This is a genomic window from Myxococcus sp. RHSTA-1-4, from assembly GCF_020037125.1.
Lineage (GTDB): Bacteria > Myxococcota > Myxococcia > Myxococcales > Myxococcaceae > Myxococcus.
This window is the reverse complement of record NZ_JAIQDG010000009.1, coordinates 73,406-94,032: the sequence shown is the minus strand read 5'-3', so window position 1 is coordinate 94,032 and position 20,627 is coordinate 73,406. Positions and strand designations below refer to the sequence as shown.

The window sequence follows — 20,627 nt, the reverse complement described above, 5'->3', positions numbered from 1 at the left end:
CTCAGGGCCTGTCGGCGACGAGCAGCGCCTCCACGTTGCCGGCGGGCCCGGGCACGGGCGAATCCATCACCCCGCGCACGGTGAGGCCCTGCTCACGCACGAAGGCCGTCACCGAGTCGATGGCCTCCTGCCGCGCGGCGGCGTCCCGCACCACGCCCCCCTTGCCCACCCGCTCCGGGCCCACCTCGAACTGGGGCTTCACCAGGGCAATCAGCAGCCCGCCCGGCTCCAGAAACGGCAGCACCGAGGGCAGCACCTGGGTGAGCGAGATGAAGCTCACGTCGATGACGACGGCGCCCACCTTCTCCGGCAGGTCCTCGTCGGTGAGGTAGCGCGCGTTGACGCGCTCCCGCGAGCGCACCCGCGGGTCCGTGCGCAGCTTCTCGTGGAGCTGCCCGTAGCCCACGTCGATGGCGTGCACGCGCGTGGCACCGTGCTGGAGCAGGCAGTCCGTGAAGCCGCCGGTGCTGGCGCCGATGTCCGCGCACACCCGGCCCTTCACGTCCAGGCCGAAGCGGTCGATGGCGGCCTTCAGCTTCAGCCCCCCGCGCGACACGTACGGCAGCACCTCGCCCTTGAGGCGCAGCTCCGCCTCCAGCGGCACCAGCGTGCCGGGCTTGTCCACACGCTGGTCGTCCACCACCACCTGCCCGGCGAGGATGAGCGCCTGCGCCTTGGTGCGCGACTCCGCCAGCCCGCGCTCCACCACCAGCACGTCCAGCCGCTCCTTGCGTGGCTTCACCGCCGGCCTCCTTCCAGCAGCTCGCGGCCCGCCTTCCGCAGGCCCGCCGCGTCCAGGCCCAGCTCCGCGCGCTGCACCCGCGCGTCGCCATGGGGAACGAAGGCGTCCGGCAGTCCCATCAGCCGCACCCGGGCCGGGACGCCGCGCGCCGCGTACAACTCCAGCACCGCGCCGCCCAGCCCTCCGCGCGTCGTCCCCTCCTCCACCACCACCACGTGGCCGCACGCGGCGGCCTCCAGCAGCGCCGCCTCGTCCACCGGCGAGGCACAGCGCGCGTCCAGCACGCTCCAACCTGTTTCCGCCCGCGCGGCCTCCAGCGCCGCCAGCCCCAGCGGGCCCAGCGTCACCAGCGTCAGCCGGGGCGCTTTGGCGCGCAGCAGCCACCGCGCGCCCTCCAGGGGCGCCTCGCCCGGGTGCACCTCCGGGGGCAGCGGCGGCAGGGTGCCTCGCGGGAAGCGGAGGACGGACGGGTACGGCGCCGCCAGCGCGGTGGCCAGCATGGGCGCCAGGTCCTCGCCCACCATGGGAGACCACAGCCGCAGGCCCGGGAGCGGGCGCAGCGAGGCCACGTCGTAGGTGCCCTGGTGCGTGGCGCCGTCCGCGCCCACCAGCCCCGCACGGTCCACCGCGAAGACGACGGGCAGGCCCGGCAGGCACACGTCGTGGATGACCTGGTCGTACGCGCGCTGGAGGAAGGTGGAGTAGATGGCGCACACGGGCCGCGCGCCCGCGGCGGCCAGGCCCGCGCTGAAGGTGACGGCGTGCTGCTCGGCGATGCCCACGTCGTGCACCCGGTCCGGGAAGCGCGCCTTCAGCTCGTTCATCGCCGAGCCCTCCAGCATCGCCGGCGTCACCGCCACCACGCGCGAATCCCTCGCCATGGCGTCCTCGAGCACCGCCGAGAAGGCCTCGCTGAAGGTGCGCTGCCCCTGGCGCGAGCGCACCAGCTTGCCGTCACGCCACTCGTACGGGCCCATGGCGTGCCCGCGCGTCTGCGCGTCCGCCTCCGCCGGAGGGAAGCCCTTCCCCTTCAACGTCAGCGCGTGCACCACCACCGGGCGCGAGGACGCCTTCGCCTCGCGCAGCGCGTGCACCAGCGCGCCCAGGTCATGTCCGTCCACCGGGCCCAGGTACGTGAAGCCCAGCCCCTCGAAGAAGGCGCGCGCTCCCCGCGTGCGCAGCAGGGCGGGAATGGCGCCCACGTTGGCGCTGATGGACATCTGGTTGTCGTTGAGCACCACCACCAGCGGCAGGTGGCTGCCCCCCGCGTTGTTGAGCCCCTCGAAGGTGAGCCCGCCGGTGAGGCCGCCATCGCCCAGCACCGCCACCACGTGCCCGCGCCTGCCCAGCACCCGGCGCCCCTCCAGCAGGCCCAGGGCCGCGGACACCGCCGTGCACGAGTGCCCCGCCAGCAACGCGTCATGCGGGCTCTCGCGCGGGTCCAGGAAGGGCCCCAGCCCACCGGCCTGCCGCAGCGTGTGCATCCGCTCGCGCCGCCCGGTGAGCAGCTTGTGGGCGTACGCCTGGTGGCCCACGTCGAAGAGGAGCGCGTCCACCGGCGAGTGGAACACCCGGTGCAACGCGACGATGAGCTCCACCGCGCCCAGGGACGCGCCCAGGTGGCCGCCCACGCGGCCGCAGATGGAGATGATGTCCTCGCGCAGCTCCTCGCACAGCCGGGGCAGCTCCGCCTCCGGAAGCGCCCTCACGTCCGCGGGCGAGGCGATGCGTGACAGCACGCCCGCCATCAGGACTTCCGCTCCACCGTGTACCGCGCCAGCGCCGCCAGCGGCCCGTCCTCGCCCTCCAGCGGGCGCACCGCCGCCACCGCCTGGGCCACCTTCTCCTCCGCCATCCGCTTCGACGCCTCCAGCCCCACCACCGCCGGGAAGGTGAAGCGCCCCGCCGCCGCGTCCGCCCCCACGGGCTTGCCCAACTGCTCCGGCGTGGCCGTCACGTCCAGCACGTCGTCCGCGATCTGGAAGGCCAGGCCAATCGCGTCCCCGTAGGCGTCCGCGCGGGCGAGCGCGTCCACGTCCCCGCCCCCGGCCAGCACGCCCATGCGGCAAGCGGCGCGGATGAGGGCGCCCGTCTTCATCCGGTGCAACCGGACGAGGTAGTCCAGCGCGGAGGGCCGGTCCTCGGCGATGTCCAGCACCTGCCCGCCCACCATGCCCGCCGCGCCCGCCGCCACCGCCAGCTCGCGGCACAGCGCCGCGCGCACCGGCTCCGTCCCGCCCGCCACCAGGTTGAAGGCCTCCGTCAGCAGCGCGTCCCCGGCGAGGATGGCCATCGCCTCGCCGTACACCTTGTGGTTGGTGGGCCGGCCCCGGCGGTAGTCGTCGTCATCCATGGCCGGCAGGTCGTCGTGCACCAGCGAGTACGTGTGCACGTACTCCAGCGCGCACGCCGCGTCCCCCGCCACGCCGGACGCGAGGCTGGCCCGCGCCGCGGCCTCCGCGAACGTCAGGCACAGCACCGGACGCAGGCGCTTGCCGCCGGCCAGCAACGAGTAGCGCATCGCCTCCGCCAGCTTCGGCGGAGTTCCGGACGGCACGAGCAGGTCCATTCGCTCGTGCAGCAGCGCCTCCACCCGCGCCTGCTGGGCGCTCAGGAAGGAGTCCAGGTCGAAGGATGACAAGAGTCGGTGCTCCTCTAGGAGGGCTGCGTGGCCACGAGCTCGCGGATGCGCTTGACGAGCTTTTCCATGTCCAGCGGCTTGACGAAGTAGTCCGCGGCGCCGACCTCCAGGCCGTGCCGCTTGTCCGAGGGGTCTCCCCGCCCGCTGATGAAGACGACGGGGATGTCCCGGAAGTTCTCGTTCTTCTTCACCGCCCGGCACAGCTCGAAGCCATCAATCCAGGACATATTCACGTCCAGGAGGATGACGTGTGGCCGGTGGAGCTGCAGCGAGGCAATCAACCGCAGGCCGTTGGCGGCCAGGGTGACGTCGAAGCCCTCGTCCTCGAGGGCCGCCGCGAGCAGCTCCCGCGTGTCGCGGTCATCATCGACGATGGTGATTTTCGGCTTCGCCATGCCGGAAGGGCGCCCGAACGGTTCAGAACGGGACGTCATCCTCCGGCGGAGGCTTGGGGGGAGCAGGCACCCGGGGGGCCGCCGGGGAGGCCGCACGCGACGCCGCCGACAGCGGTGCCACCACGTCCTTGCCGTCCTCGTCCATCAGGAGTTGCTCGATTCGCTGCTCCGCCTCGGTGAGCAGCTTCTCTCCGCGGCGCACCAGCCGGATGCCCTCCTCGAAGGCCTTGAGAGAGTCCTCCAGGGACAGGTCCCCGCTCTCCAGCCGGTTCACCGTCTCCTCGAGCCGCGCCACCACGTCCCCGTACTGCTCGGGAACCTCGGCCTCCGTCACCTTGTCCGCCTTGGACGCCTTGTCCGACTTCGCCACAGCCTTCCACCTCCCCGTGTGGGGCGCGGGACTCTAGAGGGTGGCCCGTTAGCAGTCCACCGGCCCTTTCACCCCTGTCACGGTGGCTTCGACTTCCTCACACCCCGCGAGCGTCTTCGCCCCGTTCATCGCGAGCTTGATGCCCAGGCGCTCTCCCACCTGCACGTCCGCGCTGGTGCGCACCACCGCGCCGTCGCGCTGGCGGAAGACCACCGAGTACCCGCGCGACATCACCTTCAACGGACTCATCGCGTCCAGCCGTCCCTCCAGACGCTGGAAACGCCTCTGCGCATCCGCCAGGGCCCCCTGCTGGAGCGCCAGCAGCCGCGCCCGGTGCGCGGCCAGCCGGGCACGCTCCTTCGCCACCCGCGCCGCGGGGGACGCCCGCTCCAGTCCCAGGCGCGCCGTGGCCAGCGCCGCCTGCCGCCCCGCCACCCCCGAGCGCGCCGCCTCGGACAGCCGCATCGCCAGCTTCAGGAGGTGGGCCCGCTGCTCGCCCACCCGCGCCTGGGGCCGCGCCCGCTGCAGGCGCTCCGACAGCCCCCGCAGCCGCTCCCGGTGCTCGCGCACCGCGGGCCGCAGCACGCGCATCATCGCCTCCACCTGCTCGGACAGGTGCAGCCGCTGGTGGTTGATGGCCCGCCGCGGGTCCTCCATCCGCGCCTCGAGCCCGCCCAGCTCCTCGCGCAGCTCCAGCACCCGCCGCTCCATGGCGCGCCGCAGCCGCCCGGCCTGCGTGGCCAGCGTCAGCTCCAGGTCCGCCAGCACCGGCGCCAGCCGCTCCGCCGCCGCGCTGGGCGTGGGCGCCCGCCAGTCCGCCACGAAGTCGGAGATGGTGAAGTCGATTTCGTGGCCGATGGCCGACACCACCGGCACCGGCGACGCGAAGATGGCGCGCGCCACCACCTCCTCGTTGAACGTCCAGAGGTCCTCGACGGAGCCTCCGCCGCGCGTCACCACGATGACGTCCACGTCCGTGCGCGACAGCCGCTCAATCGCCCGCGCCACCTCCACCGCGGAGCCCTCGCCCTGCACGCGCGCGTCCGCCAGCAGCACGCTCTGCCGCGGGTTTCGCGAGTGCAGCACGCGCAGGAAGTCCTGGAGCGCCGCGCCGGTGCGGCTGGTGACGATGCCGATGCGCCGGGGCAGGAAGGGCAGCGGGCGCGGCGGGCGCACGCGCCGGTCTCCGATGAGCCCCTCCGCCGCCAGCCGCTCCTTGAGCTGCTCGAAGGCGAGCGCCAGCGCGCCCTCCCCCACCGGCTCCAGCCGCTGGACGATGAGGCTGTAGCGCCCCTGCGGCTCGTACAGGTCCACGCTGCCCTCGGCCAGCACCTCCATGCCGTCGCGGAGCATGAAGCGCAGCCGGGCCGCCAGGGACGCCCACACCTTCGCGTCGATGGCGGCGGAAGGGTCCTTCAGCGAGAAGTACCAGTGCCCGCGCGCGTTGGGCCCGCGGAAGCCCGTCACCTCGCCGCGCACCAGCACGCGCGCGAAGCGCGACTCCAGCGTCTGCTTCAACTGCCGCGTCAGCTCCCCCACCGACAGCACCGTGCGCTCCGGCTTCGGCGGCGGCGGCGGCCCGCCCTCCAGCGGCCCGAGCAGCGACGTGCCGTCCGAGTCCACCGGAGGCGGCGGCTTGCGGGGCATGGCCACCACGCGGGCGCCGGGCCGGTCCGCGCCCGCCGGCATGGGGGCCGCGGCCCCGGACTCCCGGGGCGGGACGGCCGGCGTGCCAAACAAATCCCCTTGCAGGCCAGGGGTGGCCGGTGGCGGAGGCCCGCCCGAGCCCTTGGATTTCTTCATCGCGACAGCTTCTCGACCCAGGTCTGCGCCTTCTGGTGGTACTCGTCTTCGGGCGGCGTCATCGCCACCACGTCCTTGAACTTGGGCAGCGCGTCCTCGGGGGCCGAGTCCTTGATGGAGTAGGCGGAGAGGTACAGGTCCTTCGCCTTGGTCTTCATCTCGCTGATGATGTTGTTGGCGCCGGCATGGCCCGGGTCCGCCTGCAGCGCGCGCCGCGCATACTCCATGGCGCGGCCCCACTGGCCGGCCGCCTTCGCCGCGGTGGCGCCCCTGTAGAAGATGGTGGCCGCGCGCGTGCCGGCGTTGCGCGCCATCTTGCTCGGCCGCCCGTCGGTGATGTCCTTGTCCAGCGCCAGCAGCTTCGACAGGCCCTTGGCGTCCAGGTCCTCCAGGCGCTTGTACAGGTTGCTGAAGTCGTTCATCTGCCCGAGCAGCTTCTTGCACTGCGGCGTCTTGGACATGCACGCGTTGAGGATGGCCACCGCGCCGGACACGTCGCCGTCGCGGTAGCGCTCCACCGCGGGCTCCCACGGCTTGGGCGCGGGGCCCTGGACGACGACCTTCGGCCTGTCGCGGTACTCGATGGCCTGCACCGCCTGCTCGTTGATGAGCTTCGCGTCCCGGTGCTCCGGGAAGGCCACCAGCACGTCGTCGGTGATGGCCTTCGCCTCGTTGAGCTGGTTGCCGTCCAGCGCCGTGCGCGCCTCGCGGGTGCGCTTGTCGGCCGCGTCCTGCAGCGCGCGCTTCGCGGTGCGCACCTGGTCGTCCAGGAACTGCGTCTTGCTCGTCCGGGCCAGCGCGGCGGAGGCCTTGCCCAGCTCGTTCTTCGCCAGCGCCGCCTGCACCTCCGCCAGGTCGCGCTGGATGGGAATCTCGCGCTCCGCGTGCCCGAGGTAGTCCGTCACGCCCGGGTAGTCCGGCGCCTGGGCCTGCAGCTCCTCCAGCTTCGCCTGCGCTTCAATCCACTTGCCCTCGCGCACCAGGTTCTTCGCGTCCTGGAACAGCGCGCCCAGCATCTCCCGCCGGCTCTTGCTCTCCTGGGCCCGCGCGGCCTCGGCGGCCTGCTGCTGGCTCACGTTCATCCGCACCACGCCCAGGCCGGCGAAGAGCAACACCACCACGGCGGCGGCGGCCAGCTTGATGCGCAGCTTCTTCTTCGCCGCCGCGGGGTCGGGCGGCGTGGCGGCGGCCGTGCGGGCGGTACGCACGCGCCCACCCTCCGGACGCGGCGGCGGGCGGGCAGGCACCGCCCCCCGGCTGCCGCTGCCTCCCGCCGAGGGCCGGGCCGGCCGCGGCGGCGGCGCGGCCACCTCCATCGTGGAGTTGGCCACGTCCTCGAAGCGCAGCTCCGTGTCACCCAGGGTGATGACGTCACCGTTGGCCAGGGGCGTCTCGTCGCTGATGACGTCACCGTTGACGAGCGTGCCGTTGCCCGAGCCCAGGTCGCTCACCGCCCAGCCCGAGCCCATCTGGCGCAGCATGACGTGCTTGCGCGACACGGACGTGTCCGGGATGCAGATGGGGTTGTCCGTGGCGCGGCCGACGACGTACTCGCCGTCCGTCAGGGTGAACTCCTCACCGGCCTTCGGGCCGGCGATGCAGACGAGCCGCGGGGAGACGGTGGTGGGGGCGGGCCGAGCCGGGGCGGCACCGGGGGACGTCCTGCGCGCGGCGGGGCGGGCCCCGGTTCCGCCCGAGGGCGTCCCGGAGGTGGGCCTGCGGCGCGCCGGAGGGGAACCGTTCGACATGGGGGTCACCGACTTCCTACGAAGGGGGGCACGGGCCTACAGCTCGTGCTCATATGCCAATTCCAGGGCCCGATTGTGGCAGCGATGCTCGGCGGTAGGGAAGCGCCTGCTGATGTCCTGCAGGGCGGCCCGGGCCTTCCTCGCGTTCCTGAACTGCACGGCCCGTTGGAAATCGAGCATCAGCTGGCTGCACTTGTGGTCCAGCTCGACCGTCACCTGACCGAGCTGGAAGCGCACGTCCTCGTACAGGTCCGGCTTCTCGTCCAGGGCCTCGAGGGTAATCCACGCGAAGCGGTACTGCTGCCACGCCTTGAAGAGGTTCTCCGCGCCCACGGCCTTCGTCTCGTAGAAGCGGGCGGCGGCCACCGAGTACTCGCGCGCCCTGGCCAGCAGGTCCTCCCGGGACAGCTCCGGCACGGGGATGACCTCCAGCCGCAGGTTCCACACCCGCCACGTGTCGCTGCCGGGCGGGTTGCGCACGTTGTCGAAGACGAGCGAGTTGAGCTCGTTGCGCCTCAGCGAGAGCGCCGGGAGGATGTGCTCCAGCTCCCGCTCCGCGGTGGACGTCGTGTCCGGGGGAACCCAGCCCAGGTTGGCCCCGTTGAGCACCAGCGCCACCTCCTCCTTGGAGATGCCGCTGGCCTGGTAGTGCAGCACCGCCACCGCCCGCGTGGGCGTGACGAACTGGAAGTCGAACGCCTTCTGGTCCGGGCGCTCCCACCGCACGTCCTCGCCCAGGCCGAACGAGTCCGGCACCGTCTCCCTCCCGAGCACCACCGGCTCCGGTCCGCCCGGGCCGCCCAGGCCCAGGCGGGGCATGAATACGACGCCCAGCGCCCCCAGGCCTCCCAGCACCACCAGCACCATCACCAGCCCCACCACCACGCGGCCGCCCAGCGATAGCTCGCTCCACCACAGCTTCACCTGCCCACCACGGCTCCGGGCCAGCTCGCGGCGGAGGCGGGCGCGCTCGGCGGCGGTCAGCGCCTGCGTCCTCTCCTCGTCCGGCTCCACCCGGGCCGGCACCGGCGGCGGCTCCACCTTCGCCAGCGCCGGCGACGGTTGCGGCGGCGGCGGAGGCGGGTCCGCGGGGGGCACCGGCGCGAGGGCGGGCAACTGGCTGGTGGGGATGAGCTCCGTCATCTCCTCCGCGGGGGGCGGCGGAGCGTTGCGGCGGATGGGCCGCGTGGCGTCCTCGTCCCCTTCCGGCGGCACCCAGACGAAGGTGAACTCCACCGGCCCCACGGTGATGCGGTCCCCGTCCCGGAGCTGCTGCTCGCCGGGCAGCGGCGCGCCGTTGAGGGAGGTGCCGTTGGAGCTGCCCACGTCCGCGGCGAAGTACAGCCCGTTGCGCTCGACGATGCGGGCATGCCGCCGGGACACGCCGTGGTCGTGCAGCACCAGGTCATTCTCCGAGGTGCGGCCGATCTTCACCTCGGCCTGCTCGAAGACGAGCTCCCTTCCCTCCTGGAGCCCCTTGGTGATGGTCAAACGGATAGGCAGGGCACGACCTCAGGCGAGCTCACCGAAGAAGAACTGGAACACGATGGGCCCGAACAGCACCATGAACACCGTCGGGAAGATGCAGGCGATGAGCGGGAAGAGCATCTTCACCGGGGCCTCGCCGGCCAGCTTCTCCGCGCGCTGCGTGCGGTCGATGCGCATCTGCGTGGACTGGATGCGCAGCACCTTGCCCAGGCTGGTGCCCATCTTGTCCGCCTGGATGAGCGCGGTGACGAACGTCGACAGCGCCGGCAGGTCCACGCGGACGATCATGCTCTTGAGCGCCTCTTCGCGCGTCTTGCCCATCTTCAGCTGCTTGAGCACCAGCTGCAGCTCCTCGCGCAGCGGGCCCGCCTTGCCCTTCTCCACCACCTTCGCCAGCGCGGCGGTGAAGTCCAGGCCCGCCTCCACCGACAGCGTCAGCAGGTCCAGGTTGTAGGGCAGCGCGCGGCTGATCTGCAGGTGGCGCTTCTTCACCTGGTCGTTCAGCCACATCAGCGGGTAGTACATGCCGAGCAGCATGACCGCCAGGGCCCACACCAGGTTGAAGCCGATGCCGTTCATCAGGACCAGGCCCATCAGCAGGCCAATCACCGCGCTGACCTCCTGCAGCGCCATGATGTCCTCGGGCTTGTAGCCCTGCGGCTCACCCGCCTTGATGAGGTTGCGGCGCGCCTTGGCCTCGTAGCCCGGCCACATGAAGCGCCGGTTCATGGCCCCCAGCCGGCGAATGGCCACCGAGCCGGCGCCCTTCACGCCACCCGTCGACTCCTCGCGCACCTCCGACAGGAAGCGCTCGAAGAGCTGCTGGTACAGGCCCAGGCCCAGGAAGCCCACCGCGCCCGCGAAGAGCAGCGCCGAGCTGCCGACCAGCACTTGCGTCAGGACATCCACGGTGCACCCCTCAGATATCGATGTTGACGATGCGCCGGATGATGAGGATGCCCATGATTTCCATGATGGCGATGATGACCACCAGGATCCACCCGAACAGGTGGTTCATCATGGGCTCCATCAGGTCCGGCCGCATGTAGTTGAGCACCATGCCCAGCACCGCCGGCATGGCCGCGACAATCCACCCCTGCAGCTTGCCCTGCGCGGTGAGCGCGTCGATCTTCCCTTCCAGGCGGAAGCGCTCGCGAATCACCGTGGAGATGGTCTCGAACATCTCCGCCATGTTGCCGCCGAGCTGCCGGGCGATGTTCGTGGACACCACCACCAGCTCCAGGTCGTCGCTGCCCACCCGGCGCCCCATGTTGATGAGCGCCTCCTCCAGCGGCACGCCCAGCTTCACTTCCTTCACGAACAGGCCGAACTCCTGGGACAGCGGAGGCATCGCCTCGCGCGCCACGTGTTCGATGGCCTGCGGGAAGGTGAGGCCCGCCTTGAAGGCGTTGGCCATGGCCTGCAGCGCGTCCACGAGCTGGACGTTGAACTTCTTGATGCGGCGCTTGCGGTAGTGCTTCACCAGCAGCATCGGCACGAAGAAGCCGAACACCGTCGCGATCACCGCCAGGATGGGGTTGAAGATGATGTACGACAGGATTCCCAACAAGCACATGCTCGCGATGTTGAGGATCAACATCTGGCGCGCATCGATGAAGAGGAACATGTCGCTCAAGTCGTTCATCGACTTGGCGACGTAGCGCTCCTGGTACTGCTCATACGCCTTCGACAGGACGCTGAAGATCACCAGGCTGAAGAAGAAGACCGACCCGGTGACGAGGAGGAGGACGATTCCGGCGAGCATGGGCGTGCGTCCCTTGGAGGTGGGGGGACCGAGGCGCGGGGCGCGCCGCTACGGCACGCCGGCGCCCGCGGCCTTCTCGCCGCCGCCCTTGATGATCTGGATGATCTCCCGGCGCTTCTGCTCCAGCACGCGGGTGCGCTCGCCCGACAGCAGCGTGCTGATGGTGGCGCGGCCACGCTCCTCGATGAGGTCCACGTCGTCCTCGTTGCGCAGGGTGAGCGTGAGCTGGCCCAGCTCCGTCGCCAGGACGAGGATTTCCGCCTCCTCCGGCAGCACCATCAGCGAGATGTTGTTGTACTCGCGCTGGCCCTCGGGGATGAGGTTCACGTTGGTGGTACCGGTGATCTTGCCCGTGGCCACCACGATGACGTTCTGCAGGAGCGTCACCGCCACGCTCTCGTCCGTCTGCGGATCCCGGAACGTCCCGATGACGTCCACCTTGTCGTTGGGGCGGATCCACCCGCCCACCGACGTGGTGTTCTTCGCCTCGATGGTGATGGCGCGCGCCTTCTTCTGCACCTTCGAGGACAGGCGCTCGGCCGCCTTCGTCGTCTCGAACTGGCTCCACAGCAGCGGATCACCCGCCTGCAGCGCGACCAGCACCTTCTGGTTCACCACGTAGGACGCCGAGTCCGGACGCACCACCGACGAGGTGACGAACTGCTCCGGCACCGAGCGCTGGGAGATCATCTCGAAGGTGATGACGGTGCCCTCGGGGATGTCCTGCGCGGCCACCACCACCGGCACCAGGTTCCATCCGCGGCGGACGTCCGCCTCCTTCTTCTTGATGGCGGAATACGCGATGACGCCGGCCAGCAGGCCCAGCACGAGCGCGACGACGAGCGGAGTCTTGCCCTTCAGCATGGTTCAGGAACCTCCAAAACGGGGGGGCGCCGTTCGGCGGCGTGGCAGTCCAGAGGGGGTGTTTGAATACAAGATGGCACAACTGGCCAGAATGGCGCGGGATGTTAGCCGTGGGATACACCGGGTGTCAAAACCACCTCTCGTGACAGCTCTGTATCCCGCGCCATTCCAGGACAACCGTCCCGGTCCTACTTGATGTCCGCGAGGTCGGCGCGGTCCCTCGACGTCAGGCCGGTGCGCTCGGTGATGCTGTAGATGGCGTGCTGCACCGCGTCCACCTCGTCGTCGGTGTCGATGTTCTTGCCCTTCACCAGGCCGAGCAATTCGGTGATGGCGGCGTCGTCCGTGACGTTGCCCAGCTTGTACGGGGTGCCCGTGTCACTGGGGGTGCGCTCCTCGTTGAGGCAGTAGGTGAAGAGGGGCACCACATAGGCGTCCGGGTCCGGGCCGCCGTCCGGCAGGCCCCCGGGGCCGCCGGGCGTGGGCGGCACCTCCACCACCACGCGCTCCACGAGCAGGCCGTTCTGGTAGCCCTCGGAGCGGGTGATGAGCGTCAGCCCGGGAGGAAACTCCACCTGTATCGGCCCGCCGGTGGTGTTACGCAGCGGCACGCAGACCCGCACGTACTCGCCGGAGCCGTTGCCGGGCTCCTGCTTGCCACAGTCGTCCGTGATGTCGTTGGCGCCGTACAGGTCGCCGCTGATGACGATGCCCGCGGGCAGGTTGAGCGGCTTGCCGCGCGGCTCGCCCTCGTCCTCGCCCATGCCGGGCCGCACCACGTTCGTCCCCTCACCGGTGGGGTTCCCGTTACCGTCGTCATCGTCGTCGCCGCACGCCAATACCCCCACTCCGACTCCTGCCGCGACCACCAGCCACTTCCAGGCCACATGCGCCATTGCGCACTCCTGTCCGAGGGCGGCCCCTTCCGGCCCTGGGCCGCCGCGTCATGAGGTGTCCCGAGACTCGCCGAGTCCCGGGTCCCGGGCAACCCCGGAGTTTCCGGAGCGAGTCCGGGCCGCCGGAAGGGGGCGCCGCGCCCGGGGAGGCGGGTGCCGGAGCGGACTACAAATCCCGGAGGGCCGCCCGGTCGTCCTCGGTCAGCCCGGAGTCCTCGGTGATGCTGTAGATGGCCTCCTGGACGACCTCCACCCGGTTGCCGTCACCCGCGACGTCCTTCCCCTCCAGGAAGGTGAACACCTCCCGCATCTGGGGGTGGTCCGTGACGGGCCCCAGCGTGTAGCGCACGCTCGGCGCGGACGGCCCGGCGTTCTCGTTGATGCAGTAGAGGTGGAGGGGAATCTTCACGGGGACGGGGTCCGGGGTGCCGGCATCGGCGCCGCCAGGGCCCGGGGGCGTGGGCGGCACCTCCACCACGACGCGCTCCACCAGCATGCCGTTCTGGTACGTCTCCGACGTGGAGACGATGACGAGGCCCGGGGGGAAGGTCACCTGGACGGGGCCTCCGGTGGTGTTGGTCATCTCCAGGCAGGCGCGCACCATGAAGCCGCTGCCCACCGGCTCCAGCTCCGGGTCCCCGCACCGGCCGTCATCATCCGCGCCCGGCAGGGTGCCCGACACCACCTGCACCCCCGCCGGCAGCGTCAGGGGCTTCCCCGTCGGCTGGCGCCGGTCCTTGCCGAAGCCGGGCTGTGCCCCCGAAGCCGTGCCCCCCGCGTCCGGCGTGTTGCCGTCCGGGTCCTTGCCGCCGTCCTCACAACCCGCCACCCCCGCCAGGGCGGCCGCAACCACCAGCCACGTCCACCGCGCCTTTGCCATGTGCGCTTCTCCCTCGAGCAGCCAGCGGGACTCCCTCGTGGGGGCCCCGCCGGGTCAACGTGAACCCGGAGCCTTGCCGAGCCTGCTTGCCCAGGCAACCCCGCTGGCGGGGCCGCGTCAAGGGAGCAGCGGAGCGGAGGGCTCCGCGTCTGGCAGGTCGGGATTGAAGAGGCCCCGGAGGACGAGCGGCCCGCCGGTGTCGTCGCGCAGCAGCACCGGCTGGCCCGCCTCCAGGCCCACGACGCGCAGGGAGAAGGAGACGCCGTCCGGGGTGACGAAGAGCCAGAGGTCTCCCGGGACGGCCCGCTCGGCCCGCGCCTCCGGCTCCGCGACGCGCACCACGCGCGGCGGCACCGGCTGGAAGGCCCGGTCCCTCACCCGCGCGTCTTCGCGCCAGGCCCGCTCGAGCGCGGCCTGCCACGGGCCCGGCTCCACCGGCACCTCGGCGCTGTCCTGAAGCTGGCGCACCATCTCCAGGTGGACGCTCCGGGCGGAGGCGAGGAAGGCCAGGTTGGCCCGCTGCTCGGAGCGCTCGGCCGGTGGCGTCCGGCCGGTGGCGAGCGTCACCGCCACGCCCGCGAGCACCGCCGCGGAGGCCCACAGCGGCGCGGAGCGGCGCCCCGCCAGCCCCACGAGCAGCCGCGCGGCGCCCACCGCCGCGGACACCGAGGCCACGAGCAACAGCCACCGTGGAGGCTCACCGGCGTGGAAGGGCCGCGACAGCGCGCCCAGCACGTGCCGCCACTCGGGGAAGGCGGCGCCCAGCGGCACCGCGGCCAGGGCGAGGAAGACGCCCGCGTGCACCAGCCTCAGTCCCCAGGGGGACGTGTCCCCTGCCCTGCCCCGCACTCCCGCCGTCATGGGAACGGCAGGTTGAGCACGAAGTAGAACGAGTCGTAATAGACTTGGTAGGCCTCCATGAAGAGGTCGATGACGTTGGACTGCTTGTCCTCCGTCCAGCGAATCCTCACCGAGGCGCCGACGACGAGCGCCACGACGAGGACCCAGTTGAGGATGGAGTACTCCACCATGGCCTGGCCCCGCGCGGCGCGGCGGGTGGAGCGCTGCGGCTTCGACCTGGGAGTCGGCGTCATGGGCTCTCCTCTTCGGCTTCGTCCTCCGCCTGTGCCCAGGGGAGGTTGGCGAACTTCTGCTCCGCGTACTCCATGCGGATCTGCGGCTCGTTCGGCAGGGGCATGCGGATGCGGGACTTCGCATCCACGCCGTACTCCGCGACCTCCATCGACTGGCCGATGCCGGGAATCTCTATCTTCGCGAGCTGGATGACGGGAATCTCCCGGCTCATCCACATGCGCTTGAGGACGGTGGAGCGAAGCACGACCTCCACCGGCACGGCGGTGACGGTGCCCGCGTGGGTCATCAGCCGCGCCTCCTTGCCGGCGCGCACCACCGGCGTGGGCGGGGGACCCCTGGGCGGAGCGGACGGCCGGGGTTCGTCGTCCTCCGTCTTCCGGTTGCGCTGCTCCGTCAGCACGTGCTCCAGCGCCTCCTGCGAATACTCCTGCGGCTTGCCGTAGCCCGCGGAGGCGATGAGGCGGGTGATGGCGTGCCGGGCCGGGTGCTCCTCCCCCAGGGCCACCAGCATCTTCATCTGCCCCAGCGGCGAGCGCATGGCGGGGTGCGTTCCGAACTCCACCTCCAGCCACACCGCGTCCCGCTCGTACCGGTCCTTCTCCTGCCCGACGACGGCCATGCGCCAGTAGTGCACACGCGCGCCGCCCCCATCCATCCGGTAGGTGACCCAGTCGCCGACCTTGGAGGCCCGCGCGCCCCGGGCCATGTGGTCCATCAGGGCCTTCATCGCGGGCGGAGGCCCTCCCGCCGCGCGGGCCGGAGCCGCGACGAGCAGCGCGGCGAGCACCCAACACGTGGCGAAGGTCTTCACGGCGTCTTGCCCTCCCGGGGCGTCTGCTTCGAGCGCTGGTGCTCCTGGCGGCTCTCCTGCACGGCGATGTTGTTGGGCATGCCGTCGGGCCGGTCCGAGCCCACCCACATCTGTACCATGGCCGTCAGCCCTTCCTCCACGGGCCGCAGCGTCGTGAGCACCTGCTCGCCCTTCCGGGCATGCTCCAGGGTGAGCTGCGTCTCGCCGCCCAGCTTCATGGCCGCCTGGCGCACCGGCGCGTAGCCCTGCTTCGTCAGCTCGTCGCTGACGCGCTGGCGCACCTCCTCCAGGCTGCCCCGCACCAGCGAGGAGCGGTTCTGCGAGCTGCCGGGCGCGTCCCGGGTGGCCAGGTCCTGGCTGTACAGCATGCCCTCCAGCTTCACCAGGCCGGGGGCCGGGTTCCGGGGCGCGCTCACCCACAAGTCCCTCAGCACGGTGAAGCCCACCGTCTTGCCCAGGTGCCGGCGCAGCACCACCCCGCGCTGGAGCCCCTCGCGCGTGTAGAGGGCGGACACCACCGCCTCGTTCTCCAGGTCCCCATCCACCGCGGTGGGGTAGCCCTGGGAGCGCCAGTGCTTCGTGAAGTAGTCCGCCACCTTCAGCAGCGAGTCGCCGGTGGTGAAGTACGCCATGCGGTAGTACTCGCCCGCGATGACCAGGTCGTTGCCGATGCGCGTGTGCACCGTGCCCGGGTAGACGGGCAGCTCCTGCTGGGCGTGGGCGGCGGACGCCCCCAGAAGCACCAGCAGGCCGAGCCGGGCGACCGCCCTACTCGCAGTTGATGATGTCCTCGTTCTTGTCACCCTGGGTCGCCTCGGTGCTGGTGGGTGCGGACGGGTCCTCGGCCTGCGGGTTCTTGCAGCCCATGAAGTGCTCACCGCGTGCCTCGAAGATCTTGATGTACTGCGAGTCCGCCAGCTCGTTGTCCCGGAACGGCGCGGTGTCGAAGCACTGGGGCCGCTCGAAGTCGAGCAGCTCCTTGTCGTTCGTCATCTGGTCCTGCAGGCCGTGCGCGGCCCCCGCGGGGAAGGTGTTGATGCCAACGCAGTTCAGCGTGTCCGGCAAGCCGTAGTTCTTGGAGACGACGAAGGTCCCCAGGAAGGCGGGCGAGAAGGCCTTGAAGAAGTCGAGGACGGCGCCGAGGGGCGAGCTCTCGATGCGCTCCTTGACGCCCAGGAAGGTCATCCGGTTGACCTGCACGTAGAGGCCGTGGGGGTCGTCGCCCCCGGTGTGCGCGCCGGAGCGCCGGCCCTTGATGATGGCGTCGCTGCCGTCCGGCAGGTTCCACCCCGTGGCGTACATGGAGTGGTGGGTGTTGAGCTGCAGGCTGTTGAGGTCCCTGCCGCCGAACATGTTCTCCTTGAAGAAGCCCCCCTGCCCGCCCGTCTCGTCCAGGTAGCTGCGCGGGAGGATGGCGTTCTGGAAGCGCATCCCCACCCGCGACTCCACCCAGCCCTTGGTGTTGAACTTCCAGAAGCCCAGCAGCCCGTTGGCACCGCCGTTCACCGCGCCGAGGATGGAGTCGGCATAACCGTCGCCGGAGTGGCCCAGCACCAGCCCCGCCTCGATGAAGGGCACCTCCTTGTTGACGAGGTCCGCCTGGATGTCCGTGTAGCGGGCGATGAAGGTCCCCGCGGGGGCGTTGCTCTCCACCGAGTCCATGTCCCGGAAGCGCTCACGCACCTCGTCCAGGGCCTCGCGCTTCGCGTCCTCGAAGGCGGCGTCGTGGTCCGCCTTGCCGAAGTCGCTCAGGGTGTAGCTGGTCATCTCCCAGGTGGCGTAGCGCGCCATCTCCAGGAGCTTCAGCTTCGCGCGCACCAGCTCCGTCAGGTACATGCTGAAGAGGAGGATGGTGACCAGCAGCGGGACGGCGACTGCGAACTCGACGGTGGCCGCGCCGCGGCGAAGGGCCTTGCGCTGTCGTGTCAGGCTCATCGGCGGGACTCCGGCTCAGTGGGTGATGATCTTCGGCGCGAGGCCCTTCATCGGGCCCGGCAGGCGGTCATTCAGCTCGCCCACCAGCGGGAGGTTGTGGCGGCCCTGGAACACGGACGCCAGGCGCGGCCGCCAGTAGGGGTTGAAGAAGTTGGGGTGCTCCGTCCAGTTGCCGGGCCGGTGGTAGTACGTCTGCCCGCGGGTGATGACGTTGAGGCCCTCGGAGAAGGACAGGAACTTCTTGCGGTTGTTCTTCATCTCGAGGTCGTCGTTCTCCTCGGCGAAGCCGAAGCGGATCTTCCCGTCCGGGTTCAGGAGCGCGGGCGCGTTGGTGCCGGCCTCCTTCTCCTTGAGGTCCCTGTTGATGATTTCGTCCGGGCTCTTGTTGAGCGCCACCCACGTGGAAGGCTGGTTGAAGTCGAACCTGTAGCGCGGGGCGGCGCCCGCGCCCGCCGTGCGGCCGCACACGCCCTCGAACTGGCCGGGCTCGAAGTGCATGAAGGGGATGACGCCCTTCCACGGGTGGTTGCCGTCCTCCGCGGCGTGCACGTTGGCGGTGTAGACGTCCATCTCGCCGATGCCGAGGAAGCAGGCGCCGCCGGGCATGGCGCAGACCTTGGTCCGAGTGACGCCGACATCCCCGTCCGGGCCGCGGGGCCTCCGGTGGGTGCGCCAGCTCCCGTCTCCCGTGGGGAGCGTCTGGGGGTGCACGCGCCAGTGCACGCCGCCGTCGCGGAACGAGCCTTCAGACGCATTCATCGCCCAGATGCTCGTCTTCATCATGTGCTTGTAGGGCATCTTGACGGCGTTGCCGTCCTCCAGCCCCTTGCGCGGGTCGCCCCAGCACCGGGTGACGTCCCGCTCGTCGTCCTTGCACGCCAGGGGGTTGGTGAACGGACCGAAGCTCTCCGGACCGAACTTCATCCAGTAGAGGTCATCCGAGCCCATGTTGTCGCCCTGGGCCATGCTGGCCAGCGACGGGGCGATGCCCTCCCTCCAGTCGCGGATGAAGTTGCGGGGCTTGCGCGGCGCCGTCACCTTGTCGCGGTTGGGGTTGTTGTACGTCAGCAGGCGCGTCTGCCCCAGCTTGCCGAACTGGAAGACGAGGGGGATGTCCACCTCGTTGTTGAGCCACTCGCCGATGATGCCCAGCCAGCTCGGCAGGGGGATGAGGTCTCCCAGGCGGCGCGAGGTGATGAACTTCTCCTGGCACTCCAGCAGCGACATGCCGCCGATGGCCAGCCCGCCCGACGTGTCACAGGCATAGCGGGTACCGTTGGAGATGCCTCCCATGGCGCGCTTGGCGCGCGCCTCCTTCTCCGTGTGACGCCACGCCTCCGGATTGATGGGCTCGAACGGGTTGCGCGGCGTGCTCAGGGGGCGGCCTCCCGCCTCCTCCATGTGCGCCTGGTCGAAGAGGCACTGGCTGATGGCGCCGGTGATGCCCTGACTGAAGAGCGAGTTGATGTTCTTGTCGTTGTCGGCGATCACCGTGTCCGTCGTCTGGAGCACGTGCGTGGACGCGGACATCATCACCGCCTGCGACGCGAAGAACAGGACGCTGTTGAGCACCCAGTGCGTGGGGATGATGAACTTCCCCACGAGCTTGTCCGGGTTGAGCCCGCGTATCATGTTGTGGAAGAGCAGCACCACGGTGCGCCAGGCGTTGATCGCCGTCTCGATGACCTTCAGCACCTGCCCCACCACGGGTATCAATTTCAGGATGGGACAGGCGACCTTCCAGAAGGCGTTCTGTTTCCCCACGCATGGGTTCAACGTCTTCATGAACCCGTAGGTGTCCGCCAGGAACGCCTCGGTGAAGTAGATGAGTGACAGCAGGGACTGCCACAGCATCGCCGAGACGTAGTGGGACACCTGCGTGCGGTTGGCGTACGCGTAGAAGTTGAACGCGCGCGCCTCCATGGCGGCCATGGAGTAGGCGGCCGAGTCCGCCGTGTTCTGCAGGCGGATGCGCTCATGCACCGTGTGGCCGATGTTGACGGTGGTCAGCACGGCGACGGACATGACCAGCATCATCAGCGCGGCCAGCACCAGGGCCTGGCCTTCCTGGCGGCGGAAGCTCTGTCGGAGGGTCCGGGTGAACATGGTCGGTGCCGCCCCTTACAGGCCCCAGTCGGGGTTGAGGTGCATGATCCACTTCCGGTGGAAGTTGGACTGCATGCGCATGGTGTGCGTGGCCGTCAGCGGGATGAAGTAGCGGCGGCCCGTGAGCTCGGAGACCAGTGGGATGCTGCCGGTGGCCAGCCCCCAGAGCACCGCCATCTCCAGCGGGTAGACGGAGTCGTAGCCCTTCTCGTGCCGCATGCCCTTCACGGACGCGGCGGCCAGCGCGTCCAGGTTCCCGTCGGCCATGATGTTGGCGCGCGGGTCCAGCGTGGCCCGGTCGATGGCGCCGTGCAGGGCCACGCCCGCGTTGGAGGCGAACCACGAGGTGAAGATGATCCAGTTCGCGAAGGGCACCCGCAGCTCGTACCAGTAGCGCAGGCGGATGGTGAGCCGCGTGGACTTGCGGAAGACGAGCTCCGCGTCATCCGGCTCCGGCAGGTTGAAGAACTTGCGGATGTGGGTCTCCAGCGCCGGCACTTCCGGGAAGCTGTCCGCCCCGTCGAAGTCCAGCTCCTGCCAGTTGAAGCCGCTGCGCAGCTTCCAGATGGTGTCGATGGGCGTGAAGTACGCCGGGCTGATGGTATCCACCCGGACCTGCCCGAAGAGGTTGGAGCCGTTGAGGGTGCGGGGCACCACGCCGCCGCCGAAGTTCAGCGCCGTCAGGCCCTTGTCGTAGACGAGGTGCAGGGCGAACGTCTTGCCCAGGTTCTCCAGGTCGTTGGTGGCGCCCATGGTGGGCAGGAGCGCGACGATGGCCGCGTCGTGCATGCGCTCGTTGTTGCCGTTCCACACGATGCCGGCCCGCGCCGCCTGGTACGCGGCGTACTCGGTCATCAGCTTCGCGTGCTGCATCATGGTGAGCTGGATGATTCCCAGCGTCATGAAGACGGTCAGCGGCATGATCATCGCCGCCTCCACCGCGGCCTGACCCGACTGCCGGCCAGACGCCCCCCTCGCCCGCCATGCCTGTGCTGCCTGTCCCATGGTGGCCATTATCTGGTGGGAATCCACCAGAACGCATCGGTCAAATGGACAGAGGCGGGGCCGGCGCTCCCCACGGCCCCATT

The 20,627-nt window shown here is 70.5% G+C and carries 20 protein-coding genes; all 20 read right to left on the bottom strand.

Features of this window, described 5'->3' with window-relative positions; all coding sequences use genetic code 11:
• Position 1: 1 nt before the first annotated feature.
• The 20 genes from K8638_RS14835 to K8638_RS14735 all read right to left on the bottom strand — a co-directional run bounded on the left by K8638_RS14835 (position 2) and on the right by K8638_RS14735 (position 20,544).
• Complete coding sequence (locus tag K8638_RS14835) at positions 2-742, bottom strand: TlyA family RNA methyltransferase (RefSeq protein ID WP_223755169.1); 741 nt, start codon at positions 740-742, stop codon at positions 2-4.
• Positions 739-2,490, bottom strand: coding sequence for a 1-deoxy-D-xylulose-5-phosphate synthase (locus K8638_RS14830; RefSeq protein ID WP_223755168.1), 1,752 nt, complete (start codon positions 2,488-2,490; stop codon positions 739-741). The genes K8638_RS14835 and K8638_RS14830 overlap by 4 nt, the downstream gene beginning before the upstream one ends.
• On the bottom strand, positions 2,490-3,383 hold the full coding sequence (locus K8638_RS14825) for a polyprenyl synthetase family protein (RefSeq protein WP_223755167.1): 894 nt from the start codon (positions 3,381-3,383) through the stop codon (positions 2,490-2,492). Before K8638_RS14825 ends, K8638_RS14830 begins: the two co-directional genes overlap by 1 nt.
• A 14-nt stretch (positions 3,384-3,397) precedes the next feature.
• Complete coding sequence (locus K8638_RS14820; protein ID WP_223755166.1) at positions 3,398-3,778, bottom strand: PleD family two-component system response regulator; 381 nt, start codon at positions 3,776-3,778, stop codon at positions 3,398-3,400.
• Between the two features lie 22 nt (positions 3,779-3,800).
• Positions 3,801-4,148 carry an exodeoxyribonuclease VII small subunit gene (gene xseB, locus K8638_RS14815; RefSeq protein ID WP_223755165.1) on the bottom strand — a complete coding sequence of 116 codons (348 nt, stop codon included), beginning with the start codon at positions 4,146-4,148 and terminating at the stop codon, positions 3,801-3,803.
• A 48-nt stretch (positions 4,149-4,196) separates the two neighbouring features.
• Complete coding sequence (xseA, locus tag K8638_RS14810) at positions 4,197-5,951, bottom strand: exodeoxyribonuclease VII large subunit (protein WP_223755164.1); 1,755 nt, start codon at positions 5,949-5,951, stop codon at positions 4,197-4,199.
• Positions 5,948-7,699: an FHA domain-containing protein gene (locus K8638_RS14805; protein WP_223755163.1), complete on the bottom strand. Its 1,752-nt coding sequence runs from the start codon at positions 7,697-7,699 to the stop codon at positions 5,948-5,950. Before K8638_RS14805 ends, xseA begins: the two co-directional genes overlap by 4 nt.
• Positions 7,700-7,735: 36 nt before the next feature.
• Positions 7,736-9,190, bottom strand: coding sequence for an FHA domain-containing protein (locus tag K8638_RS44875; protein WP_305071165.1), 1,455 nt, complete (start codon positions 9,188-9,190; stop codon positions 7,736-7,738).
• Between the two features lie 21 nt (positions 9,191-9,211).
• Entirely contained in the window at positions 9,212-10,096 is an 885-nt protein-coding gene (locus K8638_RS14790) for a type II secretion system F family protein (protein WP_223755162.1), read from the bottom strand.
• Positions 10,097-10,106: 10 nt separating this feature from the next.
• Positions 10,107-10,952 (bottom strand): type II secretion system F family protein, encoded by an 846-nt coding sequence (locus tag K8638_RS14785; protein WP_223755161.1) that lies wholly within the window; start codon positions 10,950-10,952, stop codon positions 10,107-10,109.
• Positions 10,953-11,000: 48 nt separating this feature from the next.
• On the bottom strand, positions 11,001-11,816 hold the full coding sequence (gene cpaB / locus K8638_RS14780; RefSeq protein ID WP_223755160.1) for a Flp pilus assembly protein CpaB: 816 nt from the start codon (positions 11,814-11,816) through the stop codon (positions 11,001-11,003).
• Positions 11,817-12,004: 188 nt separating this feature from the next.
• Positions 12,005-12,712, bottom strand: a complete 708-nt coding sequence (locus K8638_RS14775; RefSeq protein ID WP_223755159.1) for a hypothetical protein — start codon at positions 12,710-12,712, stop codon at positions 12,005-12,007.
• Positions 12,713-12,878: 166 nt separating this feature from the next.
• Entirely contained in the window at positions 12,879-13,592 is a 714-nt protein-coding gene (locus K8638_RS14770; protein WP_223755158.1) for a hypothetical protein, read from the bottom strand.
• Between the two features lie 117 nt (positions 13,593-13,709).
• The gene (locus K8638_RS14765) at positions 13,710-14,441 is read right to left on the bottom strand and encodes a hypothetical protein (RefSeq protein WP_223755157.1); all 732 of its coding nucleotides are present in this window, start codon (positions 14,439-14,441) and stop codon (positions 13,710-13,712) included.
• 8 nt (positions 14,442-14,449) lie between these two features.
• Complete coding sequence (locus tag K8638_RS14760; protein ID WP_223755156.1) at positions 14,450-14,686, bottom strand: hypothetical protein; 237 nt, start codon at positions 14,684-14,686, stop codon at positions 14,450-14,452.
• Entirely contained in the window at positions 14,683-15,498 is an 816-nt protein-coding gene (locus K8638_RS14755; protein ID WP_223755155.1) for a hypothetical protein, read from the bottom strand. Before K8638_RS14755 ends, K8638_RS14760 begins: the two co-directional genes overlap by 4 nt.
• Positions 15,495-16,241, bottom strand: a complete 747-nt coding sequence (locus K8638_RS14750; protein ID WP_223755154.1) for a hypothetical protein — start codon at positions 16,239-16,241, stop codon at positions 15,495-15,497. Before K8638_RS14750 ends, K8638_RS14755 begins: the two co-directional genes overlap by 4 nt.
• Before the next feature lie 25 nt (positions 16,242-16,266).
• A complete protein-coding gene (locus K8638_RS14745) occupies positions 16,267-17,433 on the bottom strand; it encodes a TadE/TadG family type IV pilus assembly protein (protein WP_223755153.1) in 1,167 nt (388 codons plus the stop codon).
• Between the two features lie 15 nt (positions 17,434-17,448).
• Positions 17,449-19,539 carry a TadE/TadG family type IV pilus assembly protein gene (locus K8638_RS14740; protein WP_223755152.1) on the bottom strand — a complete coding sequence of 697 codons (2,091 nt, stop codon included), beginning with the start codon at positions 19,537-19,539 and terminating at the stop codon, positions 17,449-17,451.
• Between the two features lie 15 nt (positions 19,540-19,554).
• The gene (locus tag K8638_RS14735; RefSeq protein ID WP_223755151.1) at positions 19,555-20,544 is read right to left on the bottom strand and encodes a TadE/TadG family type IV pilus assembly protein; all 990 of its coding nucleotides are present in this window, start codon (positions 20,542-20,544) and stop codon (positions 19,555-19,557) included.
• Between the last annotated feature and the right edge of the window lie 83 nt (positions 20,545-20,627).

Coding starts and splice junctions, on each gene's coding strand:
- K8638_RS14745 (WP_223755153.1), bottom strand. CDS start 17,433: ATGAGCCTGACACGACAGCGCAAGGCCCTTCGCCGCGGCGCGGCCACC.
- K8638_RS14785 (WP_223755161.1), bottom strand. CDS start 10,952: ATGCTCGCCGGAATCGTCCTCCTCCTCGTCACCGGGTCGGTCTTCTTC.
- K8638_RS14740 (WP_223755152.1), bottom strand. CDS start 19,539: ATGTTCACCCGGACCCTCCGACAGAGCTTCCGCCGCCAGGAAGGCCAG.
- K8638_RS14770 (WP_223755158.1), bottom strand. CDS start 13,592: ATGGCAAAGGCGCGGTGGACGTGGCTGGTGGTTGCGGCCGCCCTGGCG.
- K8638_RS14820 (WP_223755166.1), bottom strand. CDS start 3,778: ATGGCGAAGCCGAAAATCACCATCGTCGATGATGACCGCGACACGCGG.
- cpaB (WP_223755160.1), bottom strand. CDS start 11,816: ATGCTGAAGGGCAAGACTCCGCTCGTCGTCGCGCTCGTGCTGGGCCTG.
- K8638_RS14735 (WP_223755151.1), bottom strand. CDS start 20,544: ATGGGACAGGCAGCACAGGCATGGCGGGCGAGGGGGGCGTCTGGCCGG.
- K8638_RS14805 (WP_223755163.1), bottom strand. CDS start 7,699: ATGTCGAACGGTTCCCCTCCGGCGCGCCGCAGGCCCACCTCCGGGACG.
- K8638_RS14830 (WP_223755168.1), bottom strand. CDS start 2,490: ATGGCGGGCGTGCTGTCACGCATCGCCTCGCCCGCGGACGTGAGGGCG.
- xseA (WP_223755164.1), bottom strand. CDS start 5,951: ATGAAGAAATCCAAGGGCTCGGGCGGGCCTCCGCCACCGGCCACCCCT.
- K8638_RS14760 (WP_223755156.1), bottom strand. CDS start 14,686: ATGACGCCGACTCCCAGGTCGAAGCCGCAGCGCTCCACCCGCCGCGCC.
- K8638_RS14775 (WP_223755159.1), bottom strand. CDS start 12,712: ATGGCGCATGTGGCCTGGAAGTGGCTGGTGGTCGCGGCAGGAGTCGGA.